The following is a 19,079-nucleotide window of genomic DNA, read 5'->3' as shown; positions in this document are numbered from 1 at the left end:
ATATATATTGATGGGAATCAACTTCTCTAATTTCTATATATATTTTTTTTGTTCATTCTTTTTTATATAATAAAAGACCAACTTTTTAATTCATAGAACTAACAGTTACAAAGATAATATCAGTAACAACACCTAAAAAAATCATAAATGAAGAAGAAATAATCAACAATAACGAACTAGCAATTAATATTAATTTATTAGATTTTTGATTTTAAAAATGGTAGTAAAGTAAAAGACTACAAATAGTAGAAACAATCCATATTGTTAGATCGTAAGGAGTCGTTATTTTCTCCCAATCGAAGATCCAAAAGTAAAAGATGACTATATGACAAGTTAATAGTAGAAATATTGATGGAAGCGTTATCTTTTTATTGTTTGTTTTACCTCTCCTATGTAAACATTTCTAAAAGAGTGCGAAGTTTAACATATAATAAGGAAGAAACACATTTTTAATTAAGTTATTAAACGGAAAAATCCCTTATAGAAAAATCTATTTCTATAAGGGATAATAATGTTTTTATTAGAAAGACTGATTTTGAGCAGGTTTAATAAATTGTTCTGGGTTTTCAACAAGCCCACATACAGCGCATTGGACGCGATAAGTAGGTCCTTGATAGGCCATATGAAAAGCATTCATCGTGTCATTTGTATATTCTTCTTCTACTTGACCAGTTTGTGGATTTAATTTGACTGGTTTTACTTGTTGCTCAAGAATATTAAAGCGAGTACGGTTCGTTTTACAACTTGGACATAGCATTGGTTCCATATGTATACACCTCCATTTGTATCATTTCTTAAACTCTTTAATTTTATGCAAGCAAAAAACTTTCTCAATATAAATAGGTGTTTAATGTATTTAAAATTCAGAAAAAATAAAATATAATAAAAGTACGAACTGGTTATGTCCAAACCAAATCTCCTGTTTTATGCCAATAAGCTGGGGGGCCGAGAAATCGGCCTCATTTTTTTTGCTCATTACTACAAAGAACAAGGTTTTTATGAGACTTTTGTCGAAATTTTAGGGGTAGATATAAAGGGGGATGTAAAATGGATTTGAAAATGAAGTACATCATTTTATATGTAGAAAAGTTTGAGGAATGTTTAAAATTCTATAAAGATATTTTACAGTTACCTATAAAAGCAGAGCACGGTACATATATTGAATTTAATACTGGAACTACCATTTTAGCGATGAATACGCGGCAAGATGTGAAAGAATTAACAGGACTACCGCTTACAGAAGGTGAATTACAGTCTTCTCATTTCGAATTAGGATTCGTTGTTGAGAATGTACAAGAAACGATTGAGCAATTTAGAGAACAAGGTATTAAGATTTTAGTTGAACCTATTGTAAAACCGTGGGGACAAACAATTTCTTACATTGCTGATCCAGATGGAAATTATATTGAAATTTGTAGTTCATTAGAATAGAGGGAGAAAGAGAGATGGGATTTCCGAAACTAGAAACAGAACGTTTATTCTTAAGAGAACTTACACTATTAGATGCGGAAACGATGTTCCGTTATTTTTCGAAAGAATCTGTTATACGTTATTTCGGAATGGATTCTTTCCAAAATATTGAGCAAGCGAAAACAACGATTCAAACGTTTAAAAATCGTTATGAAGAAGGAAGTGTATTTCGCTGGGGAATCGAGAAAAAAGGGACGGGCCAATTAATTGGGACGTGTGGATTTCATTTAATTAACAATCATCATAGACGAGCTGAAATTGGTTATGAATTAGATGATACATATTGGGGACAAGGGTACGCAACGGAAGCGTTACAGGCGATTTTAGCTTACGGGTTTGAAACATTGCAACTTATAAGAATTGCTGCTGTTGTATATGTAGAAAATAAAGCTTCTCAAAAATTATTAAGTAAAGCAGGGTTTCAAGAAGAAGGATTACTTCGAAAACATATGATTCAAAATGGAGTTGCTCATGATACTATTTTATATTCTTTATTAAAAGAAGAGTGGAAGAAGTAATGAGCACAAACGAACTTATAAAGATTATGAAGAAGCATAGGGAAAATAGATTCATTTTAGGTATAGATGGTTTAAGTCGATCTGGAAAAACAACATTCGTAGCAAATTTAAAAGAAAATATGAAACAAGAAGGCATTCCGTTTCATATTTTTCATATTGATGATCACATAGTGGAGCGTAATAAACGCTATCATACAGGATATGAAGAATGGTATGAGTATTATTGTTTACAGTGGGATATTCCATACTTGAGGCAGAAGTTTTTTCAGAAGTTACAACATGAGACAAAACTGACTTTGCCTTTTTATCAAGAGGAAACAGACTCATGTGAAATGAAAAAAGTACAGATTCCTATTGTAGGCGTAATTGTTATTGAAGGAGTCTTTCTACAGCGAAAAGAATGGAGAGATTTCTTTCATTATATGGTCTATTTGGACTGTCCAAGAGAGACAAGGTTTCTACGTGAGAGTGAAAAAACGCAGAAAAACCTTTCAAAGTTTGAAAATAGGTATTGGAAAGCAGAGGATTATTACTTAGAAATGGAATTGCCGAAGGATAGGGCGGATTTAGTCATTGAATGATTTGAAAATAGAAGGTGAATAGAATGAATATTTTATGGGATTTTGATGGGACGTTATTTGATACGTATCCTGCATATACAATGATGCTTTCTGAAATATTAGGTGATTCAGTAGAAAAACAAGAAATATACAAAAACTTAAAAATATCATACTCTCATGCAATTCAATATTATAATATTTCATGCGAGCAGGAAGAAAAAATTAAAGTTTTGAAGGGGAAATTTACTCCAAAAGATATGGAACCTTTTGCGGGTGTCGAAGAGGTTTTGAAATTTGCAAATAAAAATGTGATTATGACCCATAAACATAGGAAAGGGGTTATGGCCATTTTAAAATATTACGGCTGGGAAAAATACTTCGTAGATATGGTTACAATTGACGATGGCTTTCCTCGAAAGCCGAACTCTTTGGCTTATAATCATCTGCATAAAAAATACAATATTGATTTAGCTATTGGAGATAGAGAATTAGATTTATTACCTGCAAAAGAATTAGGTATTTCAACATGTATGTTTCAAGGTAATTGTGATGTAGAGGATTATTCTTTATCACATTACTCGGAGTTTTTTAAGGTAGTGATAAATAGAGAGTTTTCTTTATAAAATAAGTTAGTATTTAAGACTGTATATTTCATTTTAAAGGTACAGTCTTTATTTTTTAGAACTATTTCATTTTATTTTCTGTATATAAAAATTGCTAGGAGTTAAAGAATGTCCGTCCATCTTTATTAAAGAAGTAGCCAGGTTAATTGTTAGATAGAAATAAACTGAAGGATAAAGTGATAGCGTCCACTTTATCTTTTTTATGTTTTAACCAAATTATGGTTATTCGTGTTAATATGAACTCATAGCTATATAGAAGGGGTGGGGTTAGTATGAAAACAGAAATAGTTCCTAAAAAGAAGTACAGTATAATAAGCTATATATCTTTACTCATCGGTATTTTGTGTTTTCTATTCGTGTTTATAACGCCAACAAGGATAGCGAATGCAGGTAATATAGTTGGAGATTATATTACAATTGCCCTGACAGGTGTAGGTATCATGCTTTCAATAATCACAATGACGAAAAGAACAGAGAAGAAGGGAATTGCTATTCTTTCATTAATACTGTCCTCATCATTTTTTATATTTTGGATCATAGCAATTATCCTATTGTTTACTGGTCAAATTAGTTTTGCGCCGTAATGTGTAATAAAAAGAGTCCTTCTCGTATGAAGGACTCTTTTTATTCGGTTTCTTCAGGTTGATATTCTAAAATATCACCCGGTTGGCATTCTAATGCTTTACATATTGCTTCTAAAGTTGAAAACCGAACTGCTTTTGCTTTTCCGTTTTTCAAAATAGAAAGGTTAGCCATTGTAATTCCAACCTTCTCCGAAAGCTCTGTTACACTCATTTTTCTTTTCGCTAACATTACATCAATATTAATGATAATTGCCATATTATTCACCTCAGACCGTTAAATCATTTTCTGATTTTATATCTATAGCATCTTTTAATAGTCTTTGGAGAACGGCAGCAAAGACCGCGATTACCATTGAAGCAAAAATCATAATCATTCCGATAATAATAATGCCAGGGGCGTCATCTCTCTCTGCCACAAGATAGAAAAGTGGCATACCTAATACATATAATACACTAATTGCCAATGCGCTGTACTTAATATTTTTTAAAGCTTTAACAGATAACTCTGAAAATGCGTTGTTTTTATCAATATAGTTTAAAAGCTTAAATGTTTGGTACAGTGCGAAGTAATAAGGTAGTGCTGTTGCGTATAAGTTGATAAATACAAGATATTTAATATATGCAATATCTGGATATAATTCTGCGGCGAAATTTCCTATTTTAGGGACTAAAAAAATGCACATAGCAAGAACAGGGATTCCGATCAGAATCACAACGGTCTTTAAAAAGAGTGTGGATCCTTGTTTCATAAAAAGCACCTCATTTATTTAATATCTTATTAATTTAACATGAAATTTATTGTTTAACAATAAATTTTTATTTCTTTTAATCGAGGATTTATTGTTAAACAAGTAATTAATGAAAAGAATGCTAAATCTTTTTTATAAGATAGATGAAACATACCGATATTTAATTAAAGAAAGAGAAGGTAACTATTGTTAGCTTTATGAGAATTGGGAACTAATAAAACATATGTAGGTTTTGGAATGGAAAAGGAAATAAGGTGTATTTAAATGAATGCAAAGTTTATGGAGGAACAATCATGTTGAATTATGGTGTGAAGATAAAAAAGTTGCTATTAGTGGCAGCTATAATAGTAAGCGTATTAAGTACGGAAAGTATGATGAATTATCATGCGGCCAAAGCTAAGGTGAAAAAAGTAGAACATCAGCCTAAAAATATAATTATGATGGTTATGGACGGGACTAGTTCAACGGCGACAACATTGGCTCGCTGGTATAAAGGGGCACCGCTTACGTTAGATCAAATTGTAACAGGAGGTGTTCGTACGTTTTCGGCGGAATCAGCTATTACAGACTCAGCGCCAGCAGCAACAGCATTAGCAACTGGAAATAAATCGAATTCAGGATATGTAGGTGTACTACCTTCTATTGTAAATTCACCTAGCTTAAAGCCAATAAAAGAAGAGGACAAGTTACGGCCGGTCGCAAACGTATTAGAAGGTGCAAAACGTACTGGTCGTGCAACGGGAATTGTTGCTACATCTGAAATTCAGCATGCTACTCCGGCGGGATTCTCAGCTCACCATGTCAATCGCAAGCAATTTAACGTAATTGCGAAGCAGCAAGTATATCAAAATATAGATGTCGTATTAGGCGGGGGAAAAGCGGCGCTTCTACCTATAAAAAGTAATGGAATCCGAAAAGATGGTGAAAATTTAGTAAAGGTGATTCAAGACAAAGGATACGATTTTGTTGAAACGAAAGATGCGTTATTGAACTCCAAATCTAATAAAATTTGGGGCTCTTTCTCACATCATGCTCTTGCGTTTGATATGGATCGTATAGCAACAAATCCAGAACAACCGACACTTTCTCAAATGACAGAAAAAGCAATTCAAACATTATCAAAAGATAAAGATGGCTTTTTTTTATTCGTAGAAGGTAGTAAGCCAGATTGGGCAGCTCATGCTAATGATCCGATTGGGATTATTAGCGATGTATTGGCATTTGATGAAGCGGTAGCAAAGGCGTTACAATTTGCGAAGAAAGATGGGGATACGATGCTTATCGCTTTAACTGATCATGGTAACAGCGGCATCTCTATAGGGAATAGGAATACGACAAAAGGATACAATACTACACCGGTTTCTGCATACATTGATCCATTGAAAAAGGCGAAAATGACACTTGAAGGAACTATAAATAAACTGAAATCTGATTTATCAAATGTAGAAGATGTAGCTAAACTATACGGTTTGGATAATCTAACTCATGATGAAAAAGAAAAATTAAAAGCGGAAAAAAAGAAAATGGATGTAGGACGAATCCTTACTACATTATTGGCTAATCGTGCAAATATCGGCTTTACGACAGGAGGACATACAGGTGAGGATGTATTCTTATATTCTTATGGACCTCAAAAACCAGAAGGCTTAATCCAGAATACAGACATTGCGAAGACGATGGCCAAAGCGATGGGCTTTAACTTAGAAGAAGTAACGAATAAAATATTTTTAGAGAGTGAGCAAGCCTTTAAGAAAATCGGTGCAACTGTAACAGCCGACAAAACCGAAGGAGTAAACCCGTTACTTGTGGTAAAACATAATAAAGTAGAAGCACAACTATTTGGTAACAAAAATATAATTCGTATCAATGGTAAAGGGTATGAATTAGGAAGTATTATTGTAGAGAGTAATGGAAAGTGCTATGTACCACAAGAAGCAATTCAACTATTTGTAAAGCATTCTCGTTAAAAAATTGCCAACCAGTTAAGCTAACTGGTGGCAATTTTTTGTGTTCATTCTAAATATAAGGGCTCGGATTGTTTTGTAAAGTTTTTCAGAGGAGACTTGTATAAATGTTAAAGGGGAATTATATTCTTTTCTTACATTAAAAAATTTCGTTTTGTAGAATAGAGAATTTATACATATAGTAAAGTCTAATGTATTATCAATTAATATTTACGAAAAATATATTAATACTTTAGAATTTCTTTAATTTTCATTATTTTTTATTTAAGGTTATCCGTTATATTTATAATGTGTTTATTTCAATTTATCGTATTGTAGCGCAGTTTCATATAATTAGAAAGCAATCCTCAAAATAAAATCTCCACTAGAGTAAATTTATTATTTTTTTGCGTTTTTTATTTACAAAAATTATTATGCCGCTAAGAAAACTGTAGTTTATTGAATTAGAGATATATTAGAATTTATTTGAAGAAAGAGAGAGGGAATAAAATGAATATAGTGCACTTACGTCCTAAACAGCGTTCTAAGTATCGAATTATGCTAGGGACGTGGTATTACTCTACAAAGAGGTATATTCAGTGGTTATCAGACGGAAAAACATATGCAAAAAGGTTCCAACAAGAAAAGCTACCTTGTACAGCAATTCAGCACCGAACGATATTACTCCGTAAGCTCAAAGATGTAGATATGTGGTATCAACAGAATAAGGTTGTTAATTTGAAAATTGCTGTTAAAAAACTAAATGGTATCGTCATTAGACCAGGAGAAACATTTTCTTACTGGCGTTTAATAGGTAAGCCTACGAGGAAAAAAGGGTATGTAGAAGGTATGGTATTACATTACGGATCTTTTCAAACAGGTATTGGAGGAGGTCTTTGTCAGCTTTCGAATTTAATATATTGGATGACTTTACATACACCACTGACAGTAACAGAACGATATCGTCATAGCTTTGATGTCTTTCCTGATTCTAGGCGAACTCAACCGTTTGGGAGTGGAGCAACTTGTTCCTATAACTATTTGGATTTACAAATTAAAAATGAAACGGACCAACCGTATCAACTTCATCTTTATATGACAGATGAATATTTAGTTGGTGAATGGAGAACAGTCTATCCGCAACTTTATCAATATGAAGTGTATGAGAAAGAACATTCAATTCAACCTGCATACTGGGGCGGTTATATACGACATAATGTGATTCAACGTAAAGTATATAATCAACAGAAACAGTTAATAGAAGATCAATATGTAACAGAGAATCACGCTATAATGATGTACGAACCACTATTAGCTTGTAATAATGAGAATAGTGAGTAATATGGTAATCCATAGATTAAATAGTATAGAAAATATTTAATTCTTATTTTTATTAAAAAAGTATGAATCCCAGATTTACTGGATTTTAATTGTAACTAAGAACATATAAAAGTTCACTGTTATTTATAGGAGAGTCTGTTTGTTTTTATATCTTATGTATTTCACCCTGCATAAAAAAATATTTCTCAACATTTTATTTGTTGAAAAAGATTGAATATTCGTATTATAACGAATATTATGTTGTTATCGGCAAAAAACGATAATTTGCAGACACTGGGGAGGAAATACATTGAAAAAGAAAAAGAAATTAAAACCATTAGCGGTATTAACAACAGCAGCAGTACTAAGTAGTACGTTTGCTTTTGGAGGTCACGCAGCTTATGCTGAGACACCAACATCATCTCTACCAATAGATGAGCACTTAATACCGGAGGAGCGTTTGGCAGAAGCGCTAAAACAACGGGGGGTAATTGATCAATCTGCATCACAAGCTGAGACGTCAAAGGCTGTCGAAAAATATGTTGAGAAAAAGAAAGGGGAAAACCCTGGGAAAGAAATCTTAACAGGAGATAGTCTTACACAAGAAGCTTCTGATTTTATGAAAAAAGTAAAAGATACAAAAATGAAGGAAAATGAACAGGCACAGCAGCCTGAAGTAGGCCCAGTAGCTGGACAAGGTGCAGCATTGAATCCAGGGAAATTAAATGGAAAAGTACCTACTACATCAGCGAAGCAAGAAGAATACAATGGAGCTGTTCGAAAAGATAAAGTACTTGTTTTACTTGTAGAATTTAGCGATTTTAAGCATAACAATATTGATCAAGAGCCAGGATACATGTATTCTAAGGACTTTAATCGTGAACATTATCAAAAAATGTTATTTGGTGATGAACCATTCACTTTATTTGATGGATCGAAGATTAACACATTTAAGCAATATTATGAAGAACAATCTGGTGGTAGCTATACAGTTGATGGGACTGTAACAGAGTGGCTTACTGTTCCAGGAAAAGCATCAGATTATGGTGCTGATGCGGGTACTGGGCATGATAACAAGGGGCCTTTAGGACCAAAAGATTTTGTGAAAGAAGCATTAAAAGCAGCGGTAGCAAAAGGAATCAATTTAGCAGACTATGACCAATTTGATCAATACGATCAAGATGGTGATGGAAATAAAAATGAGCCAGATGGCATTATTGATCATTTAATGGTTGTACATGCTGGCGTTGGTCAAGAAGCTGGCGGCGGTAAATTGAAAGATGATGCGATTTGGTCACATCGTTCAAAACTAGGTTCAAAACCATATGCAATTGATGGCACGAAATCTTCTGTTTCGAACTGGGGCGGAAAGATGGCTGCATATGATTATACAATCGAGCCTGAAGACGGAGCAGTTGGTGTGTTTGCACATGAGTATGGCCATGATTTAGGCTTACCAGATGAATATGATACAAAGTACTCAGGACAAGGTGAACCTGTTGAGTCATGGTCTATTATGAGTGGTGGTAGCTGGGCTGGAAAAATTGCAGGAACAGAGCCAACGAGTTTCTCGCCACAAAATAAAGAGTTTTTCCAAAAGAATATGAAGGGGAACTGGGCGAATATTCTTGAAGTAGATTATGACAAACTTAGCAAAGGAATCGGTGTTGCAACATATGTAGATCAAAGTACTACAAAATCTAAACGACCTGGAATTGTTCGTGTTAACTTGCCGGACAAAGATATAAAAAATATCGAATCGGCGTTTGGTAAGAAGTTCTATTACAGTACAAAAGGAAATGACATTCATACAACACTTGAGACACCAGTATTTGACTTAACAAATGCAAAGGATGCTAAGTTCGATTATAAGGCATTTTACGAACTTGAAGCGAAGTATGATTTCCTTGACGTATATGCGATTGCAGAAGATGGAACGAAGACACGCATTGATAGAATGGGCGAAAAAGATGTAAAAGGCGGCGCGGATACAACTGATGGTAAATGGGTTGATAAATCATACGATTTAAGCCAATTCAAAGGGAAAAAAGTAAAACTGCAATTTGAGTACTTAACAGATATTGCAGTAGCTTATAAAGGATTTGCGTTAGATAATGCAGCCTTAACTGTAGATGGAAAAGTTGTTTTCTCTGATGATGCAGAAGGTCAGCCAGCAATGACGTTAAAAGGCTTTACTGTGTCTAACGGATTTGAACAGAAAAAACATAATTACTATGTAGAGTGGAGAAATTACGCTGGTTCTGACACTGCGTTACAACATGCACGTGGCCCAGTATTTAATACAGGAATGGTTGTATGGTATGCGGATCAAAGCTTTACAGATAACTGGGTAGGCGTTCATCCAGGTGAAGGGTTCTTAGGAGTAGTAGATTCTCATCCAGAGGCAATTGTAGGGACATTAAACGGACAACCTACTGTGAAGAGCAGTACGCGTTATCAAATTGCCGATGCGGCATTCTCATTTGATCAAACACCAGCATGGAAAGTAAATTCACCAACACGCGGTATCTTTGATTATAAAGGATTACCAGGAGTGGCAAAATTTGATGATTCTAAGCAATACATCAACAGCGTTATTCCTGATGCAGGACGTAAGTTACCGAAGCTAGGACTGAAGTTTGAAGTAGTAGGCCAAGCTGAAGACAAGTCTGCAGGTGCAGTTTGGCTTCATCGATAAAATAAGGTAAAAAGAAGAGAAGCTGCGATAAGTCGGTGAAACTGACTGATTGCAGCTTTTTTCTTCTTGTGAAAAAACTCGCTGTTTTTTATGTACTTATTGGAAAAATATGAAGTTTTTTTGATACATAAAATGCTCCGTCTGTCCAATTATAGAAGCTATTTTGGACGTAAGAAATTTGTAAGTAATGAGTAAGAAAAAAGAGATTTTCATAGTATAAAATATTTATTATAGCTACTTTTAACACCTGATACTAATAGTGTGCTATAATATGAATTAGCAACAAAAAGGAAAGGAATTAGAACAATGACCTTAGAAAATACTAAAAATTTAAAAAAACAAGTTGCTCCTTTTGAAAAATCAACGATTAAAAAAAGTGTTTGGCAACTGATCAACACAATCGTGCCATTTATTATTTTATGGTACCTTGCTTATAAAAGTTTGTCAGTTTCTTATTGGTTAACATTAGTTCCAGCACTGTTAGCCGCTGGATTTATGACAAGGATTTTCATTATTTTTCATGATTGTACCCATTATTCATTCTTTAAAAGTCGACGTGCAAATAGAATAGTTGGAACGTGTATGGGTGTTTTAACATTATTCCCATTTGATCAGTGGGGGCATGAGCATTCTATTCACCACGCTACGAGTGGTAATTTGGATAAGAGGGGTACAGGGGATATTTGGACGCTTACAGTAGATGAATATGTAGCAGCACCATTTAGACTCCGTTTAGCATATCGTTTATATCGCAATCCATTCGTTATGTTTGGGTTAGGCCCAATTTATGTTTTCCTGCTTAAAAATAGATTTAACCGAAAAGGTGCTAGAAAAAAAGAACGTATGAACACTTATTTAACAAATATTTTAATCGTTGCTGTAGTAGCTATACTTTGCTGGGCGATTGGGTGGCAATCGTTTCTGTTAGTACATGGTACTATATTCTTAATAGCAGGTTCAGTAGGGATTTGGCTGTTTTACGTACAGCACACATTTGAGGATTCTTATTTTGAAGAGGATAAAGATTGGGAATATGTGAAAGCGGCAGTGGAAGGAAGTTCTTTTTATAAGCTTCCCAAAATTTTGCAATTTCTAACGGGTAATATTGGATTCCATCATGTTCACCATTTAAGCCCAAGAGTACCTAACTATAAACTAGAAGAGGCACACAATAATACGCTTCCTTTAAAAAATGTACCAACGATTACGCTTGCTACAAGCTTACAATCACTACGTTTCCGTCTTTGGGATGAGAAAAGTAACAATTTTGTTAGCTTTAAAGATGTCAAAAATATAATTAAAAATAATGTTTCTGTTCGGGTGAAATCTGAACTATAATTGCATCGTATATAAAACTCCCCTTAATCATTTTCGATTTAAGGGGAGTTTTTGTTTAAAGAGTAGATGCCAGATAAGAAGAAAAATTAAATGATTCAAATTATAATTGAAGCAGATTAGGAATTGCTCGTACGTAAGTACAAATATAAGGTGACAGTAAATACATTATGTTAATAAGTGGAGTTGTCATGAATTCTCCATTATGATAACTGTTCATAAATCCGACGAAAATTAATAGCAAAAGGGGGATAGTACAACATTATATCTAAAAATAAGAAAAGACTTGAATGGAAATTTCATTCATTTTTCTTGGTGTTCCGCATTCCATACACTTAAATAAGATGCATATTCTAATTCATCTGGATTCTCATGTAACATAGAAATGAATTCTAATTTATTTCCATCACAATCTAGAAAGTATACACTTGCAGCGGGCATCCACCTTTGGACAATTGGCTCTTGATTTCCTTTTCCTTGACTTCCTATCACTTCTATTCCACGTTCCTCTAACCAAGATTTAGAAGTCATTAAAGATTCTAAATTTACACCAAAAGCAAAATGTCTCGGCTCAAAGTCTTCGATATTATTTACTTCCCATAGTCCAAGCATTTGTTTTTTATTTTCTCCGACCCAAAAGAAAGCCACTCTTCTTTTGGAGAGTTTTCTTGCTAACGTTAATCCTAGCTTGTTTTGATAGAAATTTATCGCTTTTTCTAAATTTTTTACATGTAAATGAGTTTCGTATATGTTCTGTATTATTATGATCATTCCTTTCTTTATTGGTAACTACCAATTGAATAGTGAATGTAATTCTAAAGTTGAAATATGTATAAGCCTAGTAATGTACATCTATATCCGATATACCTACTTACTATTATATTGAAATTGAAATAAGATAAATCCAACTGAGGTAGCAAGTTTAAATGAATATTCTACTACTTTTGTAGGAGAGGGGATATATTCATTAAATTCAGATGAAATCATATTAAAATAATGAAAAACACTATTCTTTTCGTAAGAATAGCATCTTTTTTAATGTTCTTAAGTTGATGGCCATAGGGCAGAATTTGAAAAATGCGAAATTACAAAGCTAAGAATTTTAACTCCACAAAAAAATCGATTTCCTGTGGAGTTAAAGGAATCGACTTTTTATTTACCTTGTTGTATTAACGCGGCTGTTAACTTAATAGTAGATAAGTATAATCACCTATTTCTCCCAAAGTTCAATCAATCGACCTTCAGGATCCTTAATCCAAATAAACTTTCCAAATTCACTCATTTCTTCTTTCTTTTCAAGAGGTACACCAATATTCTCAAGATGCTTTATAGTCTTGTTTAGATTATATACTTGGAAATTTAACATTACTTGTTGTTCTGTTGGAAAATAATTGTCATTCTCAGTAAAGAAAGAAAAGATGGTCTCATTTCCTAACTGGGGTTTAATCACAGTCCCATTCCAATCTTCTATATCAAGTTTCAACACTTCACTGTACCATTTTTTTATAACATCAAGATTCTTAGTTCTCCAAAATATTCCTCCGAAACCTTTTATCATCGTATCTAACTCCTGTCTGTCTTTAAATATATATTAAATATATCAAAACAAAACAGTAATAGTAAGCTGAATCATCAACTTATGAACAGTAAAAATCATAATTGCTAGTATTGTAGCATTTACTACATTAACACTTTCAACATCATCATTGGCAAAACTTGAAATCTGGGGGGAAGGTATTGAAATGCTCACTTTTCAACCCATAGTTCATCTGAGAAATTCAGAACTTAAAGTGTTATAAATAATCCTTTCAATAGTAGGGAGAAATGAAAGAAGGAACGATAAAAGACCATACATGAAGTGAAGCGCCACGTGTGGTCTTTTATGTATCGTCAAATATTACATAGTCTCGCTAATTTTACTTTCACTATGAGTGTTAGTAGATATTCTTTTCTTAACTTTAAAGTGATAGTAGGTATAGCAAAAGATGATAAATGGTACAGTGCAATAGATTCCAAGTCGTTGTTCTGGGATAAAAATAAGACTGATTAATATAATGCCATACAATCCAAAACCAAGAATTGGTACGAGTGGATAAAGTGGTGTTTTAAATTTTAAGTCTTCTAATTTTCCACCGTCTGCTAAATAATGTTTGCGGAAAAAGAATTGAGAAACACAAATTGACATCCAAACAATAATGGTAATGACTCCGGAAATTGAAATGAGCCATAAGTAAACCGTTTCAGCAGCTACTACGCTTGTCAAAAGAGAAAAAGCAGAAATAGCTATCGTCATGATTAAAGCGTTGAGAGGAATCCCACGTGATGATAATTTCTTTAAAAAGGCTGGAGCCATTTCGTTTTTTGATAAAGACCAAAGCATTCGAGTAGCAGCGTATAGTCCTGAGTTTGCAACAGAAAGAACAGCAGTAAGAATAACAAAGTTCATAATATCAGCTGCATATGGAATACCGATATTATCAAAAACAGCAACGAATGGGCTCTTTGTTAATCCAGCTTCTTCCCAAGGAATTAAAGCAACAAGAACAAAGATTGCTAAGACGAAGAAAAACATCGTGCGCCATATAATATTTCTAATAGAACGAGGTAAAGTTTTTGCTGGATCTTCACTTTCACCTGCTGCGATTCCAACAAGTTCTGTACCTTGGAAGGAATAGTTGACTGTAACCATTGTTAAAAGAATAGCGGCAAGTCCATTTGGGAATAAACCACCATGATTTACGAAATTTGATAATAGCGGAGCTGGTTCGTCGCCTTTTAAATCAATAAAACCGAACATAGCGGCGCCGCCAAGAATAATGAAAGCGATAATGGCAGATACTTTTATACTTGAAAACCAAAATTCTGTTTCTGCATAACTACGAGCAGATAATGCGTTAATAGTGAAGATTGTAACGCCAAATATTAAACACCAAACCCAAACAGGAATATCAGGAAACCAGCGCTGCATTGTAATGCCGGCAGTTGTAAATTCAAGACCGGTCGTATTCGCCCAGCTTAACCAATACAACCATCCGATTGTAAAGCCAGTTGCAGGATTGATGAACTTAGTGGCATATTCCTGGAAAGAACCTGAAACAGGCATGGCTACAGCAAGTTCACCAAGACATAGCATAACGAAATACATTAATAATCCACCGGCCATAAAGGCAAGTACGGATCCGCCAGGTCCAGCTTGACTTATAATAAAGCCAGATCCGTTAAATAACCCCGTTCCAATCACACCACCGAGTGCAATCATGAATAAGTGTCTACTTTTCATCGTCCGTTTTAATTCATTGTTTGTATTGCTTACTTGCGCCATTGTTTTCCTCACTTTCATAGTTGATAGAATAAAGTTTGGTGTTTTTCCGTATTATGGAATGTATTCCGTGATGTGAAATCTTGTTATAATTTTCAGATAATTAAAAAGAAAAGTCAATATTTTTTTGTTTGCGTTTTCAATTTGTTATTAGTGATATGTTTTTATTGTTAGAAAATTAAATAAATAGATTGATTTCATTTCGAATATTTGCTAAATTGATAGTTAATTAAACGTACTAACATATTACGAGTAAAGTTGAGGCGAGTTATGGTACAGTCCATTGATCGAGCGGTAAGTATTATTAAATTATTGAATTCTACAAATGAAAAAGAGTATTGGGCTATTTCTGATATAGCTGATGGAACACATCTCCCGGTTAGTACAGTACATAGATTACTTAACTCTCTAATGGAGCATGGGTTAGTTACACAAATTACAGAGACAAAACAGTACAAAATTGGACCAATGTGGATGGAAATAGGGTTGCGTCAATTGGAGAAGGTAGACTATAGATCTGTTGCAAGAGAAGTGATGAAACGTTTGGCTTCTGAAGTGGAAGAAAGTGTCTATTTGAATATTCCAAACGGAACACATTCTATTATCATTGAAAGAATTGATAGTCCTTTAAAAATTCGAGTTATCGATAATCTAGGAGAACAAATTCCACTTTCAATTGGTGCTGCAAATAAAACGATGCTTGCCAATATGAAAACGAATGAAATGGAACATATTGTAGAGTATTTACTTCCTTCATTACCAGAACAAAAGCAAATTCTTCTTAATCAAATAAAGCAAATAAAAAATGAAGGATATGCTGTCAGTTATGGTGAAAAAACAGAAGGGACAGCTTCAGTAGCTGCACCTATTATCGGATTTAATCATAAAGTAGTAGGAGCATTAAGTGTTGGGTTAATTAGTCATCGTATTAATGATGATCGACTATCTTTTCTTATTAGCAAGGTAAAACAAGCGGCTCATGAAATATCAATAAAAATCGGCAGTACATCAGAACTATAATTTTGATAGCTGTCGTCATTTTTTATTCATATAATGGAATTAGTTTTCATAATGCGGAAAATAGGGGGATTTATATGTCAAAGTGGCAATCAAAAGAACAATTGGTTCAATTATTAAGCAGTCTTGTTGAAATTCCTAGTATTACCGGTTCAGAAGCTGAAGTAATATTGCCAGACTTTGTTGTGGAACAATTATCTGACTTACAGTATTTCAAACAAAAACCGCACCATTTGCAAAAAAATCCGACAGGGGACGGACGATATTTTGTTACAGCACTAGTAAAGAAAAGCGATAGTACAAAAAATACTGTAATTCTAGTAAGTCACTTTGATGTTGTAGATGTACAAGATTACGGAATGTGGAAAGAAGATGCATTTAATCCTAAAAAGTTAACATCTATGTTTTATTCTCATAAAGATGAACTTCCAGACCATGTACGTGAAGATATAGAACATGGAGAATGGCTGTTTGGTAGAGGAACAATGGATATGAAATGCGGCCTCGCATTACAAATGGCAATGATTGAGCAAGCTTGCGAAGAAAGATTTGATGGGAATGTTCTTTTATTGGCTGTACCAGATGAAGAAGTAAATTCTGTAGGGATGAGGGCCGCTGTTCCGAGACTGTTAGATTTAGCAAGAGAGCATAACTTAGATTATAAAACGGTCTTAAACTCAGAGCCTATGTTTTCAAGACATCCTGGTGACCAAAATAAGTATATTTACACTGGCTCTATTGGTAAAGTGTTACCTGGTTTTCTTTGCTACGGAAAAGAGACACATGTAGGTGAACCTTTTGCAGGGTTAAATGGGAGTTATATGGCTTCATTAATAACAGCAGAATTAGAGTTAAACACAGACCTTTGTGATATTGTAGAAGGGGAAGCGAGTCCTCCGCCAACTAACTTACTTCAAAGGGACTTAAAAGAGGATTATTCTGTACAAATTCCGCATCGTGCAGTTACATTATTTAATTTGTTTTTATTAGAAAAATCAATGACAGATGTAGTTGCATTGTTACGTCAAAAAGTAACGAAAGTAGCAGAGAAAATAGAAGAGTCGTATGAAAAACATGCATATCGTTTTTCTAAATATAATCCATTTATACCACCTAATCTCAAAGTAAATGTATTAACTTATGAAGAGCTTATCACATATGCAATTGAGCAACATGGACGAGAAAAAATAAATCATATTCAATCTAATATTATAAAAAATAGAGGAGATAAAGATGATCGTGCGGTAACCATTGATTTAGTAGATAAATTAGCGATTTTATGTAAAGAAAAGGCACCGATGATTGTACTTTTCTTCGCTCCGCCGTACTATCCAGCTGTGAGTTCACGCAACAATCCTTTAATAAAAGAGGTAGTTGTAGAAATGGAAAAGTATGCACACTACAATCATAAAATTACATTTGAAAACCAAAATTATTTTGGGGGGATTTCAGATTTAAGTTATGTAGGCTTGCAGTATCCACTGGATTCAATGAGTTCGCTTGTAGACAATATGCCATTATGGGATCAAGGTTATTCAATTCCGCTTCAGGAATTAGAAGAGTTTGATGTTCCAGTATTAAATATGGGGCCGGTAGGAAAAGATGCACATCAATGGACAGAACGTCTAGATGTAAACTACGCATTTGAAACGCTATTAGATATGTTACCGAAATGCATTGAAAAATTATTAGTTTCTAATAAAATTACACAATCATAGTAGGGAATAGGTAAGGGATAAAACAGAACCTGTAAAGAAGATTCGAATGAAATTATTTTAATATAATTAAAACTGAAACGGCCAAACTCAAGTATATATGAGTTTGGCCGTTTATCATGTAGTGAATTTCTAATTAAATTCATATGAATTCATAGCTAACGCGATCTCTTTTACAGTTTTACTTTTTAGTTTGACCAGATAGTTCAACAGACTTTTGCGTACAACGCTGCATAGCTGAAATAATCGCTGTTCTCAGTCCTTTTTCCTCTAATGTTGCTACAGCTTCTATTGTCGTTCCGCCAGGAGAACAAACCATATCTTTCAATTCACCTGGATGTATTCCTGTTTCTAGTACCATTTTTGCAGAGCCTAACACAGCTTGAGCAGCGAATTTATATGCTTGATTTCTTGGCATACCATCTAGTACAGCAGCATCTGCCATCGCTTCTATAATCATATATACATAAGCTGGTGAAGAACCACTTACGGATGTGACAACATCCATTAATTTTTCACTTACGATCTCTGTTTGACCAAAACTATTGAAAATGTTTAGTACATCTTCTAAATCTTTTTCTGTCACCATTTCATTCGGGCATAATGCAGACATTCCTTCTCCAACAAGAGCAGGAGTATTAGGCATTACCCTTACAACCTTTACTTTTTTATTAAAGGCATTTTCAGTACTTTCAATACTTTTCCCAGCAGCGATCGTAACGATGATAGCATCGTTTTTGATTACTTCTTTTATTTCATTAATTATTGACGCGTATAGGTCTGGTTTGATTGATAAAATTAAAATATCAGCATTTTTAGCTACTTCATTGTTGTCGGTAGTTGTAGTTAGCCCATATTTTTCACTAGCATTTTTTAAATTAGCAGTGTTTAAATCTGAACAAATAATTTGATTTGAAGACACTATATTTTTGTTTATCATTCCGCCAATCATAGCCATTCCCATATTTCCGCAACCGATGAATCCAATTTGTTTATCCATAATAACTCAATTTTGCTCCTTTTATAATCAATTATATCGGTTTGATATTATTTTCTTAGAATAAGAATAACATCCCTGTGCAATATAAAGAAACATTCTAAGAGAATATATTCCTTTTTGCAACACTAAAAGATAAAAATTAATTATATTCGACATTATGTAAATATATACACTATAATGTAAGGTTTTATGTTTATGAATATGAGTTAAACTTATATCATTTTGTAT

General features: G+C 33.7%; 18 protein-coding genes and 1 pseudogene. 11 read left to right on the top strand and 8 right to left on the bottom strand.

What is annotated here, in order from left to right; genetic code table 11:
• Positions 1–85 precede the first annotated feature (85 nt).
• Positions 86–364: pseudogene (locus tag AC0ONG_RS13525) on the bottom strand (hypothetical protein).
• Between the two features lie 156 nt (positions 365–520).
• Entirely contained in the window at positions 521–766 is a 246-nt protein-coding gene (locus tag AC0ONG_RS13520; protein WP_000433605.1) for a hypothetical protein, read from the bottom strand.
• Positions 767–1,047: 281 nt separating this feature from the next.
• Here AC0ONG_RS13520 and AC0ONG_RS13515 point away from each other — a divergent pair, with 281 nt between their 5' ends.
• The 5 genes from AC0ONG_RS13515 (at position 1,048) to AC0ONG_RS13495 (ending at position 3,755) form a co-directional block, all read left to right on the top strand.
• A complete protein-coding gene (locus AC0ONG_RS13515; RefSeq protein ID WP_000364500.1) occupies positions 1,048–1,431 on the top strand; it encodes a VOC family protein in 384 nt (127 codons plus the stop codon).
• A 14-nt stretch (positions 1,432–1,445) separates the two neighbouring features.
• Positions 1,446–1,988 (top strand): GNAT family N-acetyltransferase, encoded by a 543-nt coding sequence (locus AC0ONG_RS13510; protein WP_000506642.1) that lies wholly within the window; start codon positions 1,446–1,448, stop codon positions 1,986–1,988.
• Positions 1,988–2,569 (top strand): kinase, encoded by a 582-nt coding sequence (locus AC0ONG_RS13505; RefSeq protein WP_000106089.1) that lies wholly within the window; start codon positions 1,988–1,990, stop codon positions 2,567–2,569. The genes AC0ONG_RS13510 and AC0ONG_RS13505 overlap by 1 nt, the downstream gene beginning before the upstream one ends.
• A 23-nt stretch (positions 2,570–2,592) precedes the next feature.
• Positions 2,593–3,171, top strand: a complete 579-nt coding sequence (locus AC0ONG_RS13500) for an HAD-IA family hydrolase (RefSeq protein WP_063675481.1) — start codon at positions 2,593–2,595, stop codon at positions 3,169–3,171.
• A gap of 272 nt (positions 3,172–3,443) precedes the next feature.
• A complete protein-coding gene (locus tag AC0ONG_RS13495; protein WP_000845550.1) occupies positions 3,444–3,755 on the top strand; it encodes a hypothetical protein in 312 nt (103 codons plus the stop codon).
• Between the two features lie 40 nt (positions 3,756–3,795).
• On the opposite strand, the gene AC0ONG_RS13490 is transcribed toward AC0ONG_RS13495, so the two are convergent.
• Together AC0ONG_RS13490 and AC0ONG_RS13485 are read right to left on the bottom strand one after the other, a co-directional pair.
• Positions 3,796–4,011: a helix-turn-helix domain-containing protein gene (locus AC0ONG_RS13490; protein ID WP_000974622.1), complete on the bottom strand. Its 216-nt coding sequence runs from the start codon at positions 4,009–4,011 to the stop codon at positions 3,796–3,798.
• 10 nt (positions 4,012–4,021) lie between these two features.
• The gene (locus tag AC0ONG_RS13485) at positions 4,022–4,504 is read right to left on the bottom strand and encodes a DUF2975 domain-containing protein (RefSeq protein ID WP_000809121.1); all 483 of its coding nucleotides are present in this window, start codon (positions 4,502–4,504) and stop codon (positions 4,022–4,024) included.
• A gap of 293 nt (positions 4,505–4,797) precedes the next feature.
• Between AC0ONG_RS13485 and AC0ONG_RS13480 the strand changes: the two genes are divergently transcribed.
• The 4 genes from AC0ONG_RS13480 to desA all read left to right on the top strand — a co-directional run bounded on the left by AC0ONG_RS13480 (position 4,798) and on the right by desA (position 11,803).
• Positions 4,798–6,471: an alkaline phosphatase gene (locus AC0ONG_RS13480; protein ID WP_000935910.1), complete on the top strand. Its 1,674-nt coding sequence runs from the start codon at positions 4,798–4,800 to the stop codon at positions 6,469–6,471.
• 486 nt (positions 6,472–6,957) lie between these two features.
• Positions 6,958–7,788 (top strand): VanW family protein, encoded by an 831-nt coding sequence (locus AC0ONG_RS13475; RefSeq protein WP_001028246.1) that lies wholly within the window; start codon positions 6,958–6,960, stop codon positions 7,786–7,788.
• A gap of 289 nt (positions 7,789–8,077) precedes the next feature.
• Positions 8,078–10,465: an immune inhibitor A domain-containing protein gene (locus AC0ONG_RS13470; protein WP_000727453.1), complete on the top strand. Its 2,388-nt coding sequence runs from the start codon at positions 8,078–8,080 to the stop codon at positions 10,463–10,465.
• 306 nt (positions 10,466–10,771) lie between these two features.
• Complete coding sequence (gene desA, locus AC0ONG_RS13465) at positions 10,772–11,803, top strand: Delta(5) desaturase DesA (protein WP_000171500.1); 1,032 nt, start codon at positions 10,772–10,774, stop codon at positions 11,801–11,803.
• A gap of 300 nt (positions 11,804–12,103) precedes the next feature.
• On the opposite strand, the gene AC0ONG_RS13460 is transcribed toward desA, so the two are convergent.
• The 3 genes from AC0ONG_RS13460 to AC0ONG_RS13450 form a co-directional block, all read right to left on the bottom strand.
• A complete protein-coding gene (locus AC0ONG_RS13460) occupies positions 12,104–12,562 on the bottom strand; it encodes a VOC family protein (protein ID WP_025989052.1) in 459 nt (152 codons plus the stop codon).
• 448 nt (positions 12,563–13,010) lie between these two features.
• On the bottom strand, positions 13,011–13,358 hold the full coding sequence (locus tag AC0ONG_RS13455; protein ID WP_000589588.1) for a VOC family protein: 348 nt from the start codon (positions 13,356–13,358) through the stop codon (positions 13,011–13,013).
• Between the two features lie 339 nt (positions 13,359–13,697).
• On the bottom strand, positions 13,698–15,122 hold the full coding sequence (locus AC0ONG_RS13450; protein ID WP_000079994.1) for an amino acid permease: 1,425 nt from the start codon (positions 15,120–15,122) through the stop codon (positions 13,698–13,700).
• Between the two features lie 267 nt (positions 15,123–15,389).
• On the opposite strand from AC0ONG_RS13450, the gene AC0ONG_RS13445 reads away from it, so the two are divergent.
• A complete protein-coding gene (locus AC0ONG_RS13445; RefSeq protein WP_086398347.1) occupies positions 15,390–16,139 on the top strand; it encodes an IclR family transcriptional regulator in 750 nt (249 codons plus the stop codon).
• Between the two features lie 74 nt (positions 16,140–16,213).
• Positions 16,214–17,854, top strand: coding sequence for a M20/M25/M40 family metallo-hydrolase (locus AC0ONG_RS13440; RefSeq protein ID WP_086398346.1), 1,641 nt, complete (start codon positions 16,214–16,216; stop codon positions 17,852–17,854).
• 178 nt (positions 17,855–18,032) lie between these two features.
• Here AC0ONG_RS13440 and proC read toward each other — a convergent pair whose 3' ends face one another.
• Positions 18,033–18,851 (bottom strand): pyrroline-5-carboxylate reductase, encoded by an 819-nt coding sequence (gene proC / locus AC0ONG_RS13435; RefSeq protein ID WP_000360725.1) that lies wholly within the window; start codon positions 18,849–18,851, stop codon positions 18,033–18,035.
• Positions 18,852–19,079 lie beyond the last annotated feature (228 nt).

The sequence above is a fragment of the Bacillus sp. TCT6 genome, from assembly GCF_056033845.1.
The sequence above is the reverse complement of the archived record's forward strand: the minus strand, read 5'-3'. Positions and strand labels throughout refer to the sequence as shown.